At 72.4% G+C, this 15,318-nt stretch carries 16 protein-coding genes; 4 read left to right on the top strand and 12 right to left on the bottom strand.

Annotation, left to right across the window (positions count from 1 at the left end; translation table 11 throughout):
- Nucleotides 1-61: 61 nt before the first annotated feature.
- From O7598_RS08990 to O7598_RS08980, 3 genes are all read right to left on the bottom strand, one after another.
- Nucleotides 62-1,270: an RCC1 domain-containing protein gene (locus O7598_RS08990; protein ID WP_269690861.1), complete on the bottom strand. Its 1,209-nt coding sequence runs from the start codon at nt 1,268-1,270 to the stop codon at nt 62-64.
- Nucleotides 1,271-1,436: 166 nt separating this feature from the next.
- Entirely contained in the window at nt 1,437-2,075 is a 639-nt protein-coding gene (locus O7598_RS08985) for an acVLRF1 family peptidyl-tRNA hydrolase (protein WP_269690860.1), read from the bottom strand.
- 18 nt (nt 2,076-2,093) lie between these two features.
- On the bottom strand, nt 2,094-2,726 hold the full coding sequence (locus O7598_RS08980) for a LysE/ArgO family amino acid transporter (RefSeq protein ID WP_269690859.1): 633 nt from the start codon (nt 2,724-2,726) through the stop codon (nt 2,094-2,096).
- Between the two features lie 398 nt (nt 2,727-3,124).
- On the opposite strand from O7598_RS08980, the gene O7598_RS08975 reads away from it, so the two are divergent.
- Nucleotides 3,125-3,871, top strand: a complete 747-nt coding sequence (locus tag O7598_RS08975; protein ID WP_269690858.1) for a glyoxalase — start codon at nt 3,125-3,127, stop codon at nt 3,869-3,871.
- A 54-nt stretch (nt 3,872-3,925) separates the two neighbouring features.
- On the opposite strand, the gene O7598_RS08970 is transcribed toward O7598_RS08975, so the two are convergent.
- From O7598_RS08970 to O7598_RS08935, 8 genes are all read right to left on the bottom strand, one after another.
- Nucleotides 3,926-4,327, bottom strand: coding sequence for a metal-sulfur cluster assembly factor (locus O7598_RS08970; protein ID WP_269690857.1), 402 nt, complete (start codon nt 4,325-4,327; stop codon nt 3,926-3,928).
- Complete coding sequence (gene sufU, locus O7598_RS08965; protein ID WP_269690856.1) at nt 4,324-4,797, bottom strand: Fe-S cluster assembly sulfur transfer protein SufU; 474 nt, start codon at nt 4,795-4,797, stop codon at nt 4,324-4,326. Before sufU ends, O7598_RS08970 begins: the two co-directional genes overlap by 4 nt.
- Nucleotides 4,797-6,107 (bottom strand): cysteine desulfurase, encoded by a 1,311-nt coding sequence (locus O7598_RS08960; RefSeq protein WP_269690855.1) that lies wholly within the window; start codon nt 6,105-6,107, stop codon nt 4,797-4,799. Before O7598_RS08960 ends, sufU begins: the two co-directional genes overlap by 1 nt.
- A gap of 8 nt (nt 6,108-6,115) precedes the next feature.
- Nucleotides 6,116-6,889 carry a Fe-S cluster assembly ATPase SufC gene (gene sufC, locus O7598_RS08955; RefSeq protein ID WP_091071869.1) on the bottom strand — a complete coding sequence of 258 codons (774 nt, stop codon included), beginning with the start codon at nt 6,887-6,889 and terminating at the stop codon, nt 6,116-6,118.
- The gene (locus tag O7598_RS08950) at nt 6,889-7,215 is read right to left on the bottom strand and encodes a non-heme iron oxygenase ferredoxin subunit (protein WP_091071871.1); all 327 of its coding nucleotides are present in this window, start codon (nt 7,213-7,215) and stop codon (nt 6,889-6,891) included. The genes sufC and O7598_RS08950 overlap by 1 nt, the downstream gene beginning before the upstream one ends.
- Nucleotides 7,215-8,360, bottom strand: coding sequence for a Fe-S cluster assembly protein SufD (gene sufD, locus O7598_RS08945; RefSeq protein WP_269690854.1), 1,146 nt, complete (start codon nt 8,358-8,360; stop codon nt 7,215-7,217). Before sufD ends, O7598_RS08950 begins: the two co-directional genes overlap by 1 nt.
- Nucleotides 8,361-8,444: 84 nt before the next feature.
- The gene (sufB, locus tag O7598_RS08940; protein WP_091071876.1) at nt 8,445-9,875 is read right to left on the bottom strand and encodes a Fe-S cluster assembly protein SufB; all 1,431 of its coding nucleotides are present in this window, start codon (nt 9,873-9,875) and stop codon (nt 8,445-8,447) included.
- On the bottom strand, nt 9,872-10,609 hold the full coding sequence (locus O7598_RS08935) for a helix-turn-helix transcriptional regulator (RefSeq protein ID WP_442929839.1): 738 nt from the start codon (nt 10,607-10,609) through the stop codon (nt 9,872-9,874). The genes sufB and O7598_RS08935 overlap by 4 nt, the downstream gene beginning before the upstream one ends.
- Nucleotides 10,610-10,725: 116 nt before the next feature.
- Between O7598_RS08935 and O7598_RS08930 the strand changes: the two genes are divergently transcribed.
- Both O7598_RS08930 and O7598_RS08925 read left to right on the top strand, forming a co-directional pair.
- Nucleotides 10,726-11,670 (top strand): COX15/CtaA family protein, encoded by a 945-nt coding sequence (locus tag O7598_RS08930; protein ID WP_269690852.1) that lies wholly within the window; start codon nt 10,726-10,728, stop codon nt 11,668-11,670.
- Nucleotides 11,671-11,743: 73 nt separating this feature from the next.
- Nucleotides 11,744-13,411, top strand: coding sequence for a right-handed parallel beta-helix repeat-containing protein (locus O7598_RS08925; protein ID WP_269690851.1), 1,668 nt, complete (start codon nt 11,744-11,746; stop codon nt 13,409-13,411).
- Between the two features lie 30 nt (nt 13,412-13,441).
- Here the strand turns inward: O7598_RS08925 and O7598_RS08920 are convergent, their stop codons facing one another.
- Nucleotides 13,442-14,161: a CPBP family intramembrane glutamic endopeptidase gene (locus O7598_RS08920; protein WP_269690850.1), complete on the bottom strand. Its 720-nt coding sequence runs from the start codon at nt 14,159-14,161 to the stop codon at nt 13,442-13,444.
- Nucleotides 14,162-14,222: 61 nt separating this feature from the next.
- On the opposite strand from O7598_RS08920, the gene O7598_RS08915 reads away from it, so the two are divergent.
- Nucleotides 14,223-14,825 carry a TetR/AcrR family transcriptional regulator gene (locus O7598_RS08915; protein WP_269690849.1) on the top strand — a complete coding sequence of 201 codons (603 nt, stop codon included), beginning with the start codon at nt 14,223-14,225 and terminating at the stop codon, nt 14,823-14,825.
- Nucleotides 14,826-15,318 lie beyond the last annotated feature (493 nt).

Here is a 15,318-nt window from a genome sequence, read left to right as displayed (position 1 = left end):
CACCCCGGGCCGCCGGCCGCACCACGGGATGTCCCGTGGTGCGGCCGGCGGCCCGATCGCGTCAGGGCAGGAGCACCTGGGCGGGGGTGGGCCGCTGGGTGGTGGTGCCGTCGCCCAACTGCCCGCCGCTGTTGTCGCCCCAGCACCACAGGCCGCCGTCGGTCCGGATCCCGCAGCCGTGATCGGCAACGGCGAGGCCACCGGTCCAGGTGGTGGCCGTGCCGACCTGGACCGGCGTGGAGCGGTGGGTGGTGGTGCCGTCGCCCACCTGCCCGGACGCGTTCTTGCCCCAGCACCACAGGCTGCCGTCGGTACGCGAGGCGCACGACGCGTCACCGCTCGCGGCGACCCGGCTCCAGGTGGAGGCCGTGCCGACCTGGACCGGCGTGGTCCGGAAGTTGCCGGTCACGCCCAGTTGGCCGTAGCCGTTCTCCCCCCAGCACCACAGCGCACCGGAACGGATCCCGCAGGTGTGCGCGTACCCGGCCGTGACGGCGGACCAGTCGGCCGCGGTGCCGACCTGCGCCGGCGTCGTCTGCGACCCCAGGGTGCCGAGGCCGAGCTGCCCGTCCGAGCTGAGACCCCAGCACCACAGCGTGCCGTCGGTGCGCACCGCGCAGGTGTGCGCGAAGCCGGTCGAGACGCTCGCCCAGTTGCTCGCCGTGCCGACCCGCAGCGGGGTGGTCGCGACGTACGGGTCGTCGCCGACGCCCAACTGTGCGGTCCGGTTGAACCCCCAGCACCAGAGCGTGCCGTCGGTGCGCACGGCACAGGTGTGCGCGGGCCCGGCGCTGACCCTGGCCCAGGTGGTGGCGGTGCCGACCTGCACCGGCTCGCTCCGGCTCGTGGTGGTGCCGTCACCGAGCTGGCCCCGGAAGTTCGAGCCCCAGCACCACAGCGTGCCGTCGGTCCGGACCGCGCAGGTGTGCCCGGAGCCGCCGTCCACGGCGGTCCAGGTGGCGGCGCCGATCCGCACCGGGGTGCTCCGGTTCGTGGTGGTGCCGTCACCGAGCTGGCCGCCGTAGTTGGAGCCCCAGCACCACAGACCCCCGTCGGCACTGATCGCGCACGTGTGCGCGCCGCCGGTGGTGACGCTGGTGACGGCCGGGGCCGCCAGCGCGGCACGTTCGGCCGGGCCTGCCGTCGCCGGGCCGGCCGTCAACGCGGCGGTGAGCACGACGCTTCCCGTGCACATCGCCGCCGCGGCGGCGAGCAGCCTGGTGGCACGGCGCCACCGGGCGCGGGGCCGGCCGTCCTGATGTCCGCTCATGAAATTGTTCTCTCCCAACGATGTCGGTGCACGAATGGCGGAGGCGAAGCTGCCCCGGCGGGTCGCCCGGAGACCCACCACTTCGTGGCACCAACCTTAGAGATCGGTTTCGCTCGATGCACTGGCGTCGAGGGAGATTGACCGGCTTGATGTGATCTTTTCCCGTTCAGCGGACCAGGATGTGGACCGCGCGGGCGGCGGCGACGGCCGCGACCAGCACGGCGTGCCGGGGTTCCGGCACGTCCAGCAGGCGCTCCGCGCGCACCGCCGCGAGCGGCGCCAGCCGCCGGTCCGCCAGCACCGTGTCGACCGCCCGCCGGTCACCGCCGCAGACCAGCGCCGTCAGCGTGCCGGCCGCCGGCAACAGCAGGCGTACGGCGAGATCGGCGGCATCGCCCAGGGCCGCTCGCGCCTGGTTGTCGCGACGCCGGGCGAACCGCTGCTGGGACCAGCCGCCTGCGGCGGTGCGCCCCTGCACGTACCGGGTGTCCACCTTGGAGGTCACCAGTTCGGTGCCGTCGGCCACACCGACCGCCACCGCGCCCTTGCGGGCCAGCAGCAGGCCGAGCCGGCGGGGCGCGGCGGCGACACCGGCGAACGCCTCCAGGTCCGCCGCCTGGCGCGCGCCGGGCGGCGTGTGCAACTCGGCGGTGGCGCCGTCCGGGGCGGTGAGCAGCAGCCCGTACCCCAGGGCGGTGGTGGTGGGCGGGCCGTGCCGGTCGGCGAAGCCCTCGACCCAGCGGGTGACGCGGGCCGGGTCGACCTCGACCCACCGGCCGCCCCCGGCTGCGGGTCGGCTGCTCATGGCACGACGGTACGCGGTTCAGCCGGAGAACAGCGTGGCGGCCGCGAGGCCGGCGATCAACGCGCTGGAGACCAGGCCGGTGACCAGCCGACCGCGCGGACCGGCCAGCACCCGGCCCACCACCGAACCGCCGCCGGCCACCAGCAGCTGCCAGCTCGCCGAGGCCAGGAACGCGCCGGTCACGAACCACGCGGCGGTGGCCGGATCCGGGTCGGCGGCGTCGCGGCGGCCCAGCACCAGCGCGGCGAAGTAGAGCACCGTCGCCGGGTTGAGCAGGGTCAACCCGAGCAACGCGGCGTACGCCCGGCCCGGGGTGTGCAGGCCGCGACCGGCCGGCGCCTCGGCGACCCGCCGGGTCCGACGGCCGGACCAGGCGCGCCACAGGCCGTGCGCGGCGATGCCGAGCAGCACCAGCGCGGCGACCACCCGCAGCGGCCCGGAGACCGGGGCGAGGACGCGGGCCAGCCCGGCGCCGCCCAGGGCGGCGACCGTGGCGTAGAGCCCGTCGGCGGTGGCCACGGCGAGCGCCGCGGCCGCGCCGACCCGGAACCCGTTGCGTGCGCTGAGCCCGAGGATGAGGACCGCGATCGCGCCGACCGGGATCGCGACGCCGTAGCCGGCGACCAGGCCGGCCAGGAACGCGCCGGTCACGACGGCGGGCGGCGGGTCGAGGCGGCCGGCAGCGCGCGCTGTCGACGCGCGGCGGTGGCCGCACGGACAGGAGCCTGCTTCGGGTACGCCTCGGTCACCCGCCCATCCTGCGCGCCACCCCCTCCCCCCGCCACTCCATTTCCCGGGGCCCGGGTAGATCTTGGTAAGAAGTGGCCCCCATAGGGGCACTTTCGTACCAAGATCTATTCGTGTCCCGGTAGGTGAGGCGTCGCTTCCCACATCGCGGAAAGGTGCCGCAGATCAGGGTCGACTCCTCGGGGAAAGCCTCACGTTCTCCATTCTCGGGCCCGGAAGTCTGTCGCATCCGGCATGGGCGTCGGGGGTAGCCACGCGGACACAATGGCCGGGTGTCCGACCACCGGCCGAATGAGGTGTCCATGACCGACGAGCAGGTCCGGAGCAACGAGACCGTGGTGCCGATGCTGCACTGCGTCTCGCCCGAGAAGACCCTGGCGTTCTGGTCGGCCCTCGGCTTCACCGTGACCTACGAGCAGACCAGGCCGTACCTGTACCTGGCGTTCCGGTGGAGCGGGTTCGACCTGAGCTACAACGGCGCGCCGGGCGGCGTCGACCCGTCGGCCGAGAAGACCGGGGGCTGCGTGGTGATGGTCGACGCGGTCGCGCCGTACCACGCGACGTTCAGCGAGGCGATGCGCCGCGCCTACGGCCGCGTGCTCGTCAAGGGACAACCCCGGATCACCCGCTACCGCCCCGGCACCTCACGGTTCACCGTGATCGATCCATCCGGTAACTCGATCACCTTCATCCAGCGGGACGAGCCGGCGGAGCTGGAGTACGGCGGGTCGAAGCGGTTGCACGGACTGGCTCGGGCGCTCGACAACGCGCGGATCCTGCGCGAGTTCAAGAACGACGACCGCGCCGCGTTCCGGGCCCTCGCCCTCGGGCTGAGCCGACACGGCGAGGCGGCGTCGGCCGTCGAGCAGGCGCAGGCGCTGGCCGCGTTGATCGAACTGGCGGACCTGCTGGCCGAACGGCAGCGGGTGCCCGAGTGGGGCGCCCGGCTGCGGGCGCTCCCGCTGACCGAAGAGGAGCGCGAACAGGTGCGGCGCGACGTCGCCGACCCGGCCGAGCTCGCGCCCTGGCTGGCGGGGGCCGAGGGGTAGACACATCGGGCGCGGCACCCCGAAGGAGTGCCGCGCCCGAGTGGTGCGGAACGGTCAGACGTTGAAGCCGAGCGAGCGGAGCTGGTCGCGCCCCTCGTCGGTGATCTTGTCGGGGCCCCACGGCGGCAGCCAGACCCAGTTGATCCGGATGTCGTTCACCAGGCCGCCGCCCGGCCCGGTGGTCAGCGCCTGCCGGGCCTGGTCCTCGATCACGTCGGTCAGCGGGCAGGCCGCCGAGGTCAGCGTCATGTCCAGCGTGGCGACGTTCTCGTCGTCCACGTGGACCCCGTACACCAGACCCAGGTCGACCACGTTGATGCCCAGCTCGGGGTCGACGACGTCCTTCATCGCCTCCTCGATGTCGCCGACGGCGGCCTTGCCGCCGGCCGGCGTGGCCGGGCTGTCCGTCGCCACCGCGCCGGTCTCCGGCGTCGTGGTGGTCTCGTCGTCGCTCATGCCTTCACCTCCGGGCTCACGCCCACCCCGGCGCGTGCCGCGGCGTCCTTGAACGCCATCCACGACAACAGCGCGCACTTGACCCGGGCCGGGTAGCGCGCGACACCCGCGAACGCCACCCCGTCTCCGAGTACGTCCTCGTCCGGCGTGACCTGACCACGCCCGGACATCAACTCGACGAACGCCTCGTGCACCACAGCGGCGTCGTCCGCGGCCCGGCCGCGCAGCAGCTCGTGCAGGATGCTCGCCGACGCCTGACTGATCGAGCAGCCCATCCCGTCGTACGAGATGTCGGTGAACACCGTGCCGTCGGTCGCCACCCGCACGGTGATCTCGTCACCACAGGTCGGGTTGACGTGGTGCGCCTCGCCGACCTGGGCGGACGGATCCGCAGCGTCCCGCAGGCCACGGCCGTGCGGATGCTTGTAGTGGTCCAGGATGATCTCCTGGTAGAGAGAATTAAGTTGCATCACTCGAACACCTTCCGCACCTGCTCCAGGCCCGCCACCAGGGCGTCGATCTCCGCCGTGGTGGTGTAGAGGTAGAACGACGCCCGCGTCATCGCCGGCACCCCGAAGCGGGCGCACACCGGCTTGGCGCAGTGGTGCCCCACCCGTACCTGCACGCCGAGCGAGTCGAGCACCTGCCCGACGTCGTGCGGGTGCACGTCGCCGAGGGCGAACGAGATCGTCCCGCCCCGGCCGACCGGCACGGACGGGCCGAAGATCCGCAGCCCCGGCACGGTGGCGAGGGCGTCCAGCGCGTACGCCGTCAGCTCCTTCTCGTGCCACTGGATCGCCCGCATCCCGACCCCGGTGAGGTAGTCCACCGCCGCGCCGAGCGCGACCGCCTCGGCGATCGGCGGCGTGCCCGCCTCGAACCGGGCCGGCGGCGCGGCGAACGTGGTGCGCGCCATCGTCACCGTCTCGATCATCGAGCCGCCGCCCATCACCGGCGGCATCGCGGCGAGCAGCTCACCCCGGCCCCAGAGCACGCCGATGCCGGTCGGACCGCACATCTTGTGCCCGGTGAAGACGATGAAGTCCGCGTCCAGGTCGACCACGTCGATCGGCTGGTGCGGCACCGACTGGGAGCAGTCGAGCAGCAGCAGCGCGCCGACCCGGCGGACCCGCTCGGTGATCCGCGCGGTCGCGTTGACCGTGCCGAGGATGTTCGACGTGTGCACCAGCGAGACGATCTTCGTGCGCTCGGTGACCAGGTCGTCCAGGCCCGACTCGTCCAACCGGCCGCCGTCGGTGACCGGGAACCAGCGCAGCGTCGCGCCGGTGCGCTCGGCGAGCAGCTGCCACGGCACGATGTTCGAGTGGTGCTCCATCTCGGAGATCACGATCTCGTCGCCGGGCCCGAGCCGGAACCGCTCGTCGGCGTCCGCGCGCAGCGAGGCGTTGGAGAACGCGTACGCCACCACGTTGATCGCCTCGGTGGAGTTCTTGGTGAACACCACCTCGTCCACGCTCGGTGCGTTGAGGAACGCGGCGATCTTCGCCCGCGCGCCCTCGTACGCCTCGGTCGCCTCGGTGCCCAGCGTGTGCACCGAGCGCGACACGTTGGCGTTGTGCCTCGCGTAGTGCTCGGTGAGCACGTCGAGCACCTGCCGCGGCTTGTGCGAGGTGTTGGCGCTGTCCAGGTAGACCAGCGGGTGACCGTTGACCTCCCGGTCCAGGATCGGGAAGTCGGCCCGCACCGCCGCCACGTCGAAGCGCGGCACGTCGTCGTACTGCGGCATGCCCGCCGGGATCGCGATGGAGGAGGAGGTCATGTCGAGTCTCAGGCCCGCGCCGCGCCGGCCCCGGCGACGTACCGCTCGTAGCCCTCTTCCTCGAGCTTGTCGGCCAGCTCGCGGCCGCCCTGCTCGACGATGCGCCCGGCCACGAAGACGTGCACGAAGTCCGGCTTGATGTAGCGCAGGATCCGGGTGTAGTGGGTGATCAGCAGCATCCCGGTGTCGCCGGTGTCGCGGACCCGGTTCACGCCCTCGCTGACCACGCGCAGCGCGTCCACGTCGAGGCCGGAGTCGGTCTCGTCGAGGATGGCGATCTTCGGCTTGAGCAGCTCCAGCTGCACGATCTCGTGCCGCTTCTTCTCGCCGCCGGAGAAGCCCTCGTTGACGTTGCGCTGGGCGAACGCCGGGTCCATCTGGAGCTTCTCCATGGCCCCGCGCAGCTCGCCGGCCCAGGTGCGCAGCTTCGGCGCCTCACCGTCGATGGCGGTCTTGGCGGTACGCAGGAAGTTGGCCACCGACACGCCGGGGACCTCGACCGGGTACTGCATGGCCAGGAAGAGACCGGCACGGGCGCGCTCGTCGACGGACATCGAGAGCACGTCCTCGCCGTCGAGGGTCACCTCGCCGCCGGTGATCTCGTACTTGGGGTGGCCGGCGATCGAGTAGGCCAGCGTCGACTTGCCGGAGCCGTTCGGGCCCATGATCGCGTGCGTCTCACCGGAGCGGACGGTCAGGTCGACCCCGTGCAGGATCGGCTTGAGCTCACCCTCGGGCAGCTTGACCGACACCTTCAGGTCGCGGATCTCCAGGGTGCTCATTATCGCGTCACTCCATTGCTCGGCGTCATGCTGACGTAGATCTCGCCGTCGCGGACTTCGACGGGGTAGACGGGTACGGGTTCGGTCGCGGGCAGCCCGGTCGGCTCACCGGTACGCAGGTCGAAACGGGATCCGTGCAGCCAACATTCCAGCGTGCAGCCCTCGACCTCGCCCTCGGAGAGCGCCACGGCGGCGTGCGAGCACTCGTCGCGGACGGCGTAGAACGCGTCGTCCTCGCCGTGCACGATCGCCACCTGCACGCCGTCCACGTCGGCGCTGATCGCGGCGCCCTTCGGCACGTCCTCGGTCGAACAGATCCTGATCATCAGGCGCCGGCCTTGGCGAGGCGCGCCTCGATCGCGTCGCCGAGCCGCTCGCGCAGGTCCTCGACCGGGATCTTGTTGATCAGCTCGGCGAAGAAGCCCCGCACCACCAGGCGGCGGGCCTCGCCCTCCGGGATCCCCCGGGCCATCAGGTAGAACAGCTGCTCGTCGTCGAACCGGCCGGTCGCGCTGGCGTGCCCGGCGCCGGCGATCTCGCCGGTCTCGATCTCCAGGTTCGGCACCGAGTCGGCCCGGGCACCGTCGCTGAGCAGCAGGTTCCGGTTGATCTCGTACGTGTCGGTGCCGGTCGCCTCGGCCCCGATCAGCACGTCGCCGACCCAGACGGTGTGCGCGTCGTCGCCCTGCAGCGCGCCGCGGTAGCCGACGTTGCTGCGGCAGTCCGGCACGGTGTGGTCGACCAACTGCCGGTGCTCCAGGTGCTGGCCCGAGTCGGCGAAGTAGAGGCCGTACAGCTCGGCCTCGCCACCGCGCTGGGTGTATTCCACGGTGGTGTGCTGCCGGACCAGGTCGCCGCCGAGGCTCACCTGCACGTGGATGATCTTGGCATCCCGACCCAGCTTCACCTTCAGGTGCTGTGCCTGCACCGCGTCGTCGGCCCAGTCGGCGACCGTGACCAGGGTCAGCTTCGCGCCGTCCGCCACCGCCACCTCGACGTTGTCGGCGAGGGTGGCCGAGCCGACGTGCTCCAGCACCACCGTCACCTCGGCGAACCGACCCACCTCGACGAACGTGTGGCCGAACGCCAGCGCCCCCGCGTCCTCGCCCACCGCGCGCAGGCGCACCGGCGCGTCCACCACGGCGTCGCGGGCGACCTGCACCAGCAGCGCGCCGTCGGCGCCGCCGTAGGCCAGCGCGCTGACCCGGTCGAACGGGATGAGCACGCTGCCCACCCGGGGGTCGTCGCGGCCGATCCGGTCGACGGTGACGCCCTCGGGCACGTCGGCGTACTCGTGCCGGACCGTGCCGCGCGACGACCCGGAGCCGTCACCGGTCAGGCCGCGGAGGCGCTTGAGCGGGGTGAACCGCCACTCCTCCTCCAGCCCGGTCAGGGCCGGGAAGTCGGCGACGTCGTACGAGCGGAGCGCCTGCGACTTGGTCGTGGGCGGCGCGGAAGCCTGGGTAGTCATCTCTTCCTTGGTCTGTTCAGCGACGCGGTTTCGGTGGAACCGGAGGGTGGGCCGGGCACGAGGCCCGGCCCGAGGCGGGCGGCGTCAGCCGACCGCGCCCTCCATCTGCAGCTCGATCAGGCGGTTGAGCTCCAGCGCGTATTCCATCGGGAGCTCCTTGGCGATCGGCTCGATGAAGCCGCGCACGATCATCGCCATCGCCTCGTCCTCGCTCAGGCCCCGGCTCATCAGGTAGAAGAGCTGGTCGTCACTGACCTTGGAGACGGTCGCCTCGTGCCCCATCGACACGTCGTCCTCACGGATGTCGACGTACGGGTAGGTGTCGGAGCGGGAGATGGTGTCGACCAGCAGCGCGTCGCACTTGACCGTGCTGCGGCTGCTGTGCGAACCCTCCAGCACCTGCACCAGACCACGGTAGGACGTGCGGCCGCCGCCCCGGGCGATCGACTTCGACACGATGGTCGAGGAGGTGTGCGGCGCCGCGTGCACCATCTTGGCGCCGGCGTCCTGGTGCTGGCCCTCGCCGGCCATGGCCACCGAGAGCACCTCGCCCTTGGCGTGCTCGCCGGTCATGTAGACCGCCGGGTACTTCATGGTGACCTTGGAGCCGATGTTGCCGTCGACCCACTCCATGGTCGCGCCCTCGTGGCACACGGCGCGCTTGGTGACCAGGTTGTAGACGTTGTTCGACCAGTTCTGGATGGTCGTGTAGCGGCAGCGCGCGTTCTTCTTGACCACGATCTCCACGACCGCGCTGTGCAGCGAGTCGGAGGAGTAGAGCGGCGCGGTGCAGCCCTCGACGTAGTGCACGTACGCGCCCTCGTCGACGATGATCAGCGTCCGCTCGAACTGGCCCATGTTCTCGGTGTTGATCCGGAAGTAGGCCTGGAGCGGGATCTCCACGTGCACGCCCTTCGGCACGTAGATGAACGAGCCGCCGGACCAGACGGAGGTGTTCAACGCGGCGAACTTGTTGTCGCCGACCGGGATCACCGTGCCGAAGTATTCCTTGAAGATGTCCTCGTGCTCGCGCAGCGCGGTGTCGGTGTCGAGGAAGACGACGCCCTGCTCCTCGAGGTCCTCACGGATCTTGTGGTAGACGACCTCGGACTCGTACTGCGCCGCGACGCCGGCGACCAGCCGCTGCTTCTCCGCCTCCGGGATGCCCAGCCGGTCGTAGGTGTTCTTGATGTCCTCCGGCAGGTCCTCCCAGCTGGTGGCCTGCTTCTCGGTGGACCGGACGAAGTACTTGATGTTGTCGAAGTCGATCCCGGTGAGGTCGGCGCCCCAGGCCGGCATCGGCTTGCGGCCGAACAGCCGCAGGCCCTTCAGGCGCAGGTCGAGCATCCAGGCCGGCTCGTTCTTCTTGGCCGAGATGTCCCGCACCACCGCCTCGTTGATGCCGCGCTGGGCGGACGACCCGGCGACGTCCGGGTCGGACCAGCCGTACTCGTAACGACCGAGGGCGGCGAGCTGCTCCTCCTGGGTCAGGGGCTGGACGATCTGCTCGGTCATCTATCTGTCCTCACAGTGGTGACGGTGGAACCGGACTGGGCGGGAATGTGCGTGGTGCACACGCCGTCGCCGTGCGCGATGGTGGCCAGGCGCTGCACGTGGGTGCCGACCAGGCGGGAGATCACCGCGGTCTCGGCCTCGCACAGCTGGGGAAACTCGGCGGCCACGTGCGCCACCGGGCAGTGGTGCTGGCAGAGCTGGCCGCCGGAGGCGATCGTGGACGCGTTGGCAGCGTAACCCTCGGCGGTCAACGCACCGGCGAGCGCCTCGGCCCGCGCGAGCGGGGCGTCGCCGGCGTCCTCCATGGCGGCCCGGCAGCGGTTCTCCAGCGCGGCGACCTGGTCGGCCGCGAACTCCGCCACCGCCTCGGCGCCACCGGTGCGGGCGATCCACCGCAGCGCGGCGGTAGCCATGTTGTCGTAATGGTGGGTGCCGCAACGCACCCGGGCCGCCTCGGTCAGCACGAAGACCTTCGCCGGGCGGCCCCGCCCCCGGCTGCCGCGCACGGCCTGCTCGCGAGCGACCACGTCACCGTCGGCGAGCATCGCGTCGAGGTGCCGGCGGATCGCGGCCGGGCTGAGGCCGAGCGCCGAGCCGAGCTGCGCGGCGGTGGTCGCGCCCCGCTCCAGCAGCAACTGGGTGACCCGATCCCGGGTCGGCGGGTCGGCAGGCGCCGTCGCGCCGGCGACCGTACTGGTCACCGACCCTTCGGACAGCGCTGCCACGTTTTTCACAACGGCAACGTTACGTAATTCGCGCGGGGCCCGCAAACCCGGGGCCCGGTGATCCCGACCACCGGGTCGGCGGAGTCACCCGATCGGGATCAACTACGGTGCGTAGGATTCGCTAGGTGAAGCGTTCCGTCCGGTTCCCGGTCTCCCCCACGCTGCTGCGCCGCCTCGCGCTCACCTCGATCATCGCGAACGTGGCGATCGTGGTCACCGGCGGGGCCGTCCGGCTCACCGCCTCCGGTCTCGGCTGCCCCACCTGGCCCCGGTGCACCGACGAGTCCTACACCACCACGTCCGAGATGGGCGTGCACGGGGTGATCGAGTTCGGCAACCGGCTGCTCACCTTCGCGGTGGGGATCATCGCGCTCGCCGTGGTGCTGGCCGTGCTGACCCAGCGCCCGCGCCGCCGAGGGCTGCTGCCGCTGGCCGTGGGCGTGCTGTTCGGCATCCCGGCGCAGGCGGTCATCGGCGGGATCACCGTGCTGACCAACCTCAACCCGTGGGTGGTCGGGCTGCACTTCCTCGCCTCGATGGTGGTGATCGCGGTCGCGTACGCGCTCTGGCGGCGCACCGTCGAGCCGGACGGGCCGGTGACGCCGACCGTGCCGGCGCCGCTGCGTACCCTCGCCTGGATCACGACCGTGGTCGGCGCGGCCGTGCTGGTGGTCGGCACCTGGGTGACCGGCAGCGGACCGCACGCCGGCGACCAGGGCGCGGCCCGCAACGGCCTGGACCCGGAGGCGATCTCCCAGGTGCACGCGGACGGTGTCTTCCTGCTGATCGGCCTCTCGGTGGCGCTGTACTTCGCGTTCCGCGCGGTCGGCGCGGCGCGCGCCGCGCGGGCCGCCGGGGTGCTGCTCGCGGTCGAGCTGGGCCAGGGCCTGATCGGCTTCGTCCAGTACTTCACCCACCTGCCGGCGGTGCTGGTCGCCGCGCACATGCTCGGCTCCTGCCTGGTGCTGCTGGCCACGCTGGGGGTGCTCCGGAGCACGCGGGAGCGCCTCCCGGCGACGCCGGCGGCCCTGGCCGCACCGGCCGCCGAGCCGGTGGGCGCCACCGCCTGAGCCGGGCGTTACCGCGCGACGGGAGCGGGAATGCGGGCCGGACGACGGACCGTACGCCCGAGGGGAGCTCCCGGTGTCGCGCAAGGGCCTTGCCACGACCACCCCACAGCGGCTGACCCCGGTGGCCGGCGCGCCGCTGTGGTGCGACGCCCGCGAGCACGGCCTCACCGGCGACGGGGTGACCAACGACCAGCCGGCCCTGGCGGCGCTGGTGGACCGCCTCGGCGCCGGCTACGACGCCGACGGCCGGGCCCGGGTCATCCACTGCCCGCCGGGCCTCTACTCGATCCGCGACGCCGGCACGGTCTGGCGCAGCGGTGTCTCGCTGATCGGCGCCGGCTCGGCGGCCACCCGGTTCCTGCTCAGCAACGAGGGCAATCGCGCCGCCCCGGTGCCGCTGGCCTACTGGACCACCGTCCAGCACGGCGCGGACCGGGACCGGCACATCGCCGACTGCACGTTCGCCGACTTCGAGATCGACGGCTCCGGCGTGGCCCAGGCCGCCTACGACTACCTGGCCAAGGGCCTCGGCCTGCAGTACGTCGTGCGCGGCGTGTTCCGCAACCTCTACATCCACCACACCGGCGCGACCGGCCTCGGCTGCGACTTCCTCCAGGACACCCTGATCGACGGCGTGGTCGTGGTGGGCTGCGGCCGACTGGACAACGGCCAGCAGATGGGCGGCGCGGGGATCGGCGTCGGTGTCGGCGGCTGGGGTGACGTGGAGCGCCTCACCATCGCCAACTGCACCACCGTCGGCAACGGCACCAACGGGATCTTCCTGGAGCTGCAGAAGGACTACTGGACGCCGCCGCGCGGCATCCGCATCATCGGCTGCCACAGTCAGGCCAACCGGTTCGGCATCTCGGACTGGGGTGCGGACGGGCTGATCGTCTCCGGCTGCACCATGACGAGCAACCTGGAGGCCGGCTTCGACGTGTCGGCCAACGGCACCGCGGGGGTCGCCGGGCGCGGCGGGCTGCTCACCGGGAACGTGATCGACTGCAACGTCGGCGACGGGATCAGCATGGGCAACACCCCCGGCCCGTACGCGGTGCAGGGCAACCGGATCAGCCGCAACGGCGGATACGGCTACCACGAGCACGACCTCGGCCACGGCTACCGGGGCGCCGCCGCGGACGTGGTGATCCAGGACAACGACATCCGGGAGAACGCACTGGACGGCATCCGGATCGACCGCCCGATGCTCGACGCGTCGATCGTCGGCAACCGCATCCGCGACAACGGACGCCGGTCCGCGCCCGCCCACCGGGGCTCCGGCGACGCGGTGCGCTTCGGCCCGCGCGAGGTCACCGACGGCGCGGCGGACTGGCCGGCGGGCGGACACCGGGGCAAGGTCGTCCGGGTCGACACGCGGGACGCCGTGGTCGCCGAGAACAGCGCCGACCAGCTCTTCCTGGCCGAGGTACGCCCCGACGGCGCCACCGCCTGGAACGAGGCGACGCCGGGGCCCGGCTCGGCGTACGAGCTGCCGGACGGGCCGGAGGCGAGCGCCGGGATCACCATCGCGGCTCCGTTCGACTCGGCCACCGTCCGGGCGAACCGGATCTGGCACCGGGACGCCGACACCCAGGCCTACGGGTTGTGGATCACCGAAGCGGGGAGCTGCGTGTCGTGCGCGGTCGAGGACAACGACCTCGCCGGGTCGGTGGCCGCGCTGCGGCTGGACACCCCGCCGATCGGCGGTCGCTGGGAACGCAACCACACCGACCGGGACTGACCCGGCGTCTCCGCCCGGCCGGACGGCACCTCAGGCTGAGCCGGCCTCGGCGGCGAAGGCCAGCACGATCAGGCTGCCGTTGCTGACCGCGTGGGCAACGATCGGCACCCAGAGGTTGCGGTAGCGGTGCAGCAGCCAGGCGAAGAGCAGCCCGGCGAACAGCGCGCTGACGGTGTTGAAGACGCGGGGCAGGTGGGCCACCGCGAAGAAGGACGCCGACAGCACGATCGCCGCCACGGCGGGCATCCGCGCCGCAAGCCCCTGATAGAACACGCCCCGGTAGAGGATCTCCTCGTAGAGCGGGGACAGGACCGCGCCGAAGACGAACGCGAAGGCGAACTGGGCGAGCAGGCTCCCGGCCGGGTAACCGCCCTCGCCACCGCCGCCCTCGACCAGCGCGGCGGGCAGGGCCACCAGCAGGACGAGCGTGCCGACGGCCTTCACCACGCCCCAGCCGACGCCCACCGCGACCTGGCGGCGCGCGGGGCGGTGGAGCCTGAGCGGCCCGACGAGGGCGCCGAAGCGGTGGTGGACGACCACGAGACCGACCACGAGCTGGGTGCCGTTGATCAGGGCCCAGGCGATGCTCGACGACGCCATCTCCGACATGCCGAGGCCCGCCGGCCCACGGGCGAGGAAGTCCGCCACCGTGGAGTTCGCCAGCCCGATCCCGACGGCGAACACCATGACCAGGTCGAGCCAGCTGAACCGGCGGGCGTCGGTGGCGGGGGCAGCTCGGGGGTCGATCATGCGGCCAAGATTAGGTCGCTGACCTATATCGGTCAAATGACCGACCATCTATGATCGCAGCGTGCCCAAACTGGTGGACCACGAGGAACGGCGACGCCATCTGGGCGCCGCCGCCTGTGTCGTACTGGCCCGCGCCGGCTCGGTGGGCATGACGGTGCGGGCCGTCGCCGCCGAGGCCGGGATGGCCCTCGCCACCGCCCAGCACTATCTGCCGACCCGGGAACGCATGGTCCGCGCGGCCATCGACCACCTGGCCGCCCGGGTGGTGCGGCGGGCCCGGGCGATCCCCGCCGACCCGGTCACCGCCGAGGTGATCCGGCAGGCGGCCCGGGAACTCGTCCCGTTGGACGCCGAGCGCGCCTTCGAGGCCCGGGTCTGGCTCGTCCTCACCGCCGAGGCGCTCGTCGACGATCAGGTAGCGGCGCTGCTGGCGGAGAGCGAAGCCGAACTCCGGGCGAACCTGGAACGGCTGCTGGCTCTCGGTCGCGCGGGCGGCCACCTCGACGCCGGTGTCTACCCGCGCGCCGAGGCCGCCGCGCTGGCCACCCTGCTGGACGGCATCACCGTACGCGTGCTGACCACCGGCCTGGACCCCGCCGACGCCGGTGCGGAGATCGACAGGCACCTCGCCCGGCTCAGCCCGCGGCGCGGACCGCGACAGTGACCCGCCCTGTCGACTGACGAACGGGCCGGCGAGCCGCGGTCACCGGCGCGGGCCCGGCCGGCAACTCAGGCGCCTGAGGCACACCGGGCGTCCCACCCGGTGATCGCCGGACGGAACGCCACGACTGCCCGCGCGGGCACGACACACCCATGCCGTTCCACCCACCACGTCCGCCGACGGCGAGTGGAACGCGATGGGTGTCTGCGCCGGCCCGAGACACCCATGCCGTTCCACCCACGGCCTGGACGGGCGACGAGTGGAACGCGATGGGTGTCCGGGCGGGTGTGACGCATCCGTGGTGCTCCCACTCGGCGCGAGCGGGATGGCGCTCCGGCCGTGGCGGCGGCTCACGCCAGCGGCCGGACCGGGGCGGACAGCGCTGGAGCAGGGCCGGGCGGACAGCGCTGGAGCAGGGCCGGGCGGACAGCGCTGGAGCAGGGCCCTGGGGGGACAGCGCCGGAACAGGGCCCGGGGGGACGGCGCCGGAGTGGGG

Source organism: Micromonospora sp. WMMC241 (assembly GCF_027460165.1).
In the GTDB taxonomy this organism is placed as follows: Bacteria; Actinomycetota; Actinomycetes; order Mycobacteriales; family Micromonosporaceae; genus Micromonospora; species Micromonospora humi.
The sequence above is the reverse complement of the archived record's forward strand: the minus strand, read 5'-3'. Positions and strand labels throughout refer to the sequence as shown.

Excerpts from the sequence above, each read along its gene's own strand:
- O7598_RS08990 (WP_269690861.1), bottom strand. The coding sequence starts at position 1,270 with ATGAGCGGACATCAGGACGGCCGGCCCCGCGCCCGGTGGCGCCGTGCC.
- O7598_RS08985 (WP_269690860.1), bottom strand. The coding sequence starts at position 2,075 with ATGAGCAGCCGACCCGCAGCCGGGGGCGGCCGGTGGGTCGAGGTCGAC.
- O7598_RS08975 (WP_269690858.1), top strand. The coding sequence starts at position 3,125 with ATGACCGACGAGCAGGTCCGGAGCAACGAGACCGTGGTGCCGATGCTG.
- O7598_RS08970 (WP_269690857.1), bottom strand. The coding sequence starts at position 4,327 with ATGAGCGACGACGAGACCACCACGACGCCGGAGACCGGCGCGGTGGCG.
- sufU (WP_269690856.1), bottom strand. The coding sequence starts at position 4,797 with ATGCAACTTAATTCTCTCTACCAGGAGATCATCCTGGACCACTACAAG.
- O7598_RS08960 (WP_269690855.1), bottom strand. The coding sequence starts at position 6,107 with ATGACCTCCTCCTCCATCGCGATCCCGGCGGGCATGCCGCAGTACGAC.
- sufC (WP_091071869.1), bottom strand. The coding sequence starts at position 6,889 with ATGAGCACCCTGGAGATCCGCGACCTGAAGGTGTCGGTCAAGCTGCCC.
- O7598_RS08950 (WP_091071871.1), bottom strand. The coding sequence starts at position 7,215 with ATGATCAGGATCTGTTCGACCGAGGACGTGCCGAAGGGCGCCGCGATC.
- sufD (WP_269690854.1), bottom strand. The coding sequence starts at position 8,360 with ATGACTACCCAGGCTTCCGCGCCGCCCACGACCAAGTCGCAGGCGCTC.
- sufB (WP_091071876.1), bottom strand. The coding sequence starts at position 9,875 with ATGACCGAGCAGATCGTCCAGCCCCTGACCCAGGAGGAGCAGCTCGCC.
- O7598_RS08920 (WP_269690850.1), bottom strand. The coding sequence starts at position 14,161 with ATGATCGACCCCCGAGCTGCCCCCGCCACCGACGCCCGCCGGTTCAGC.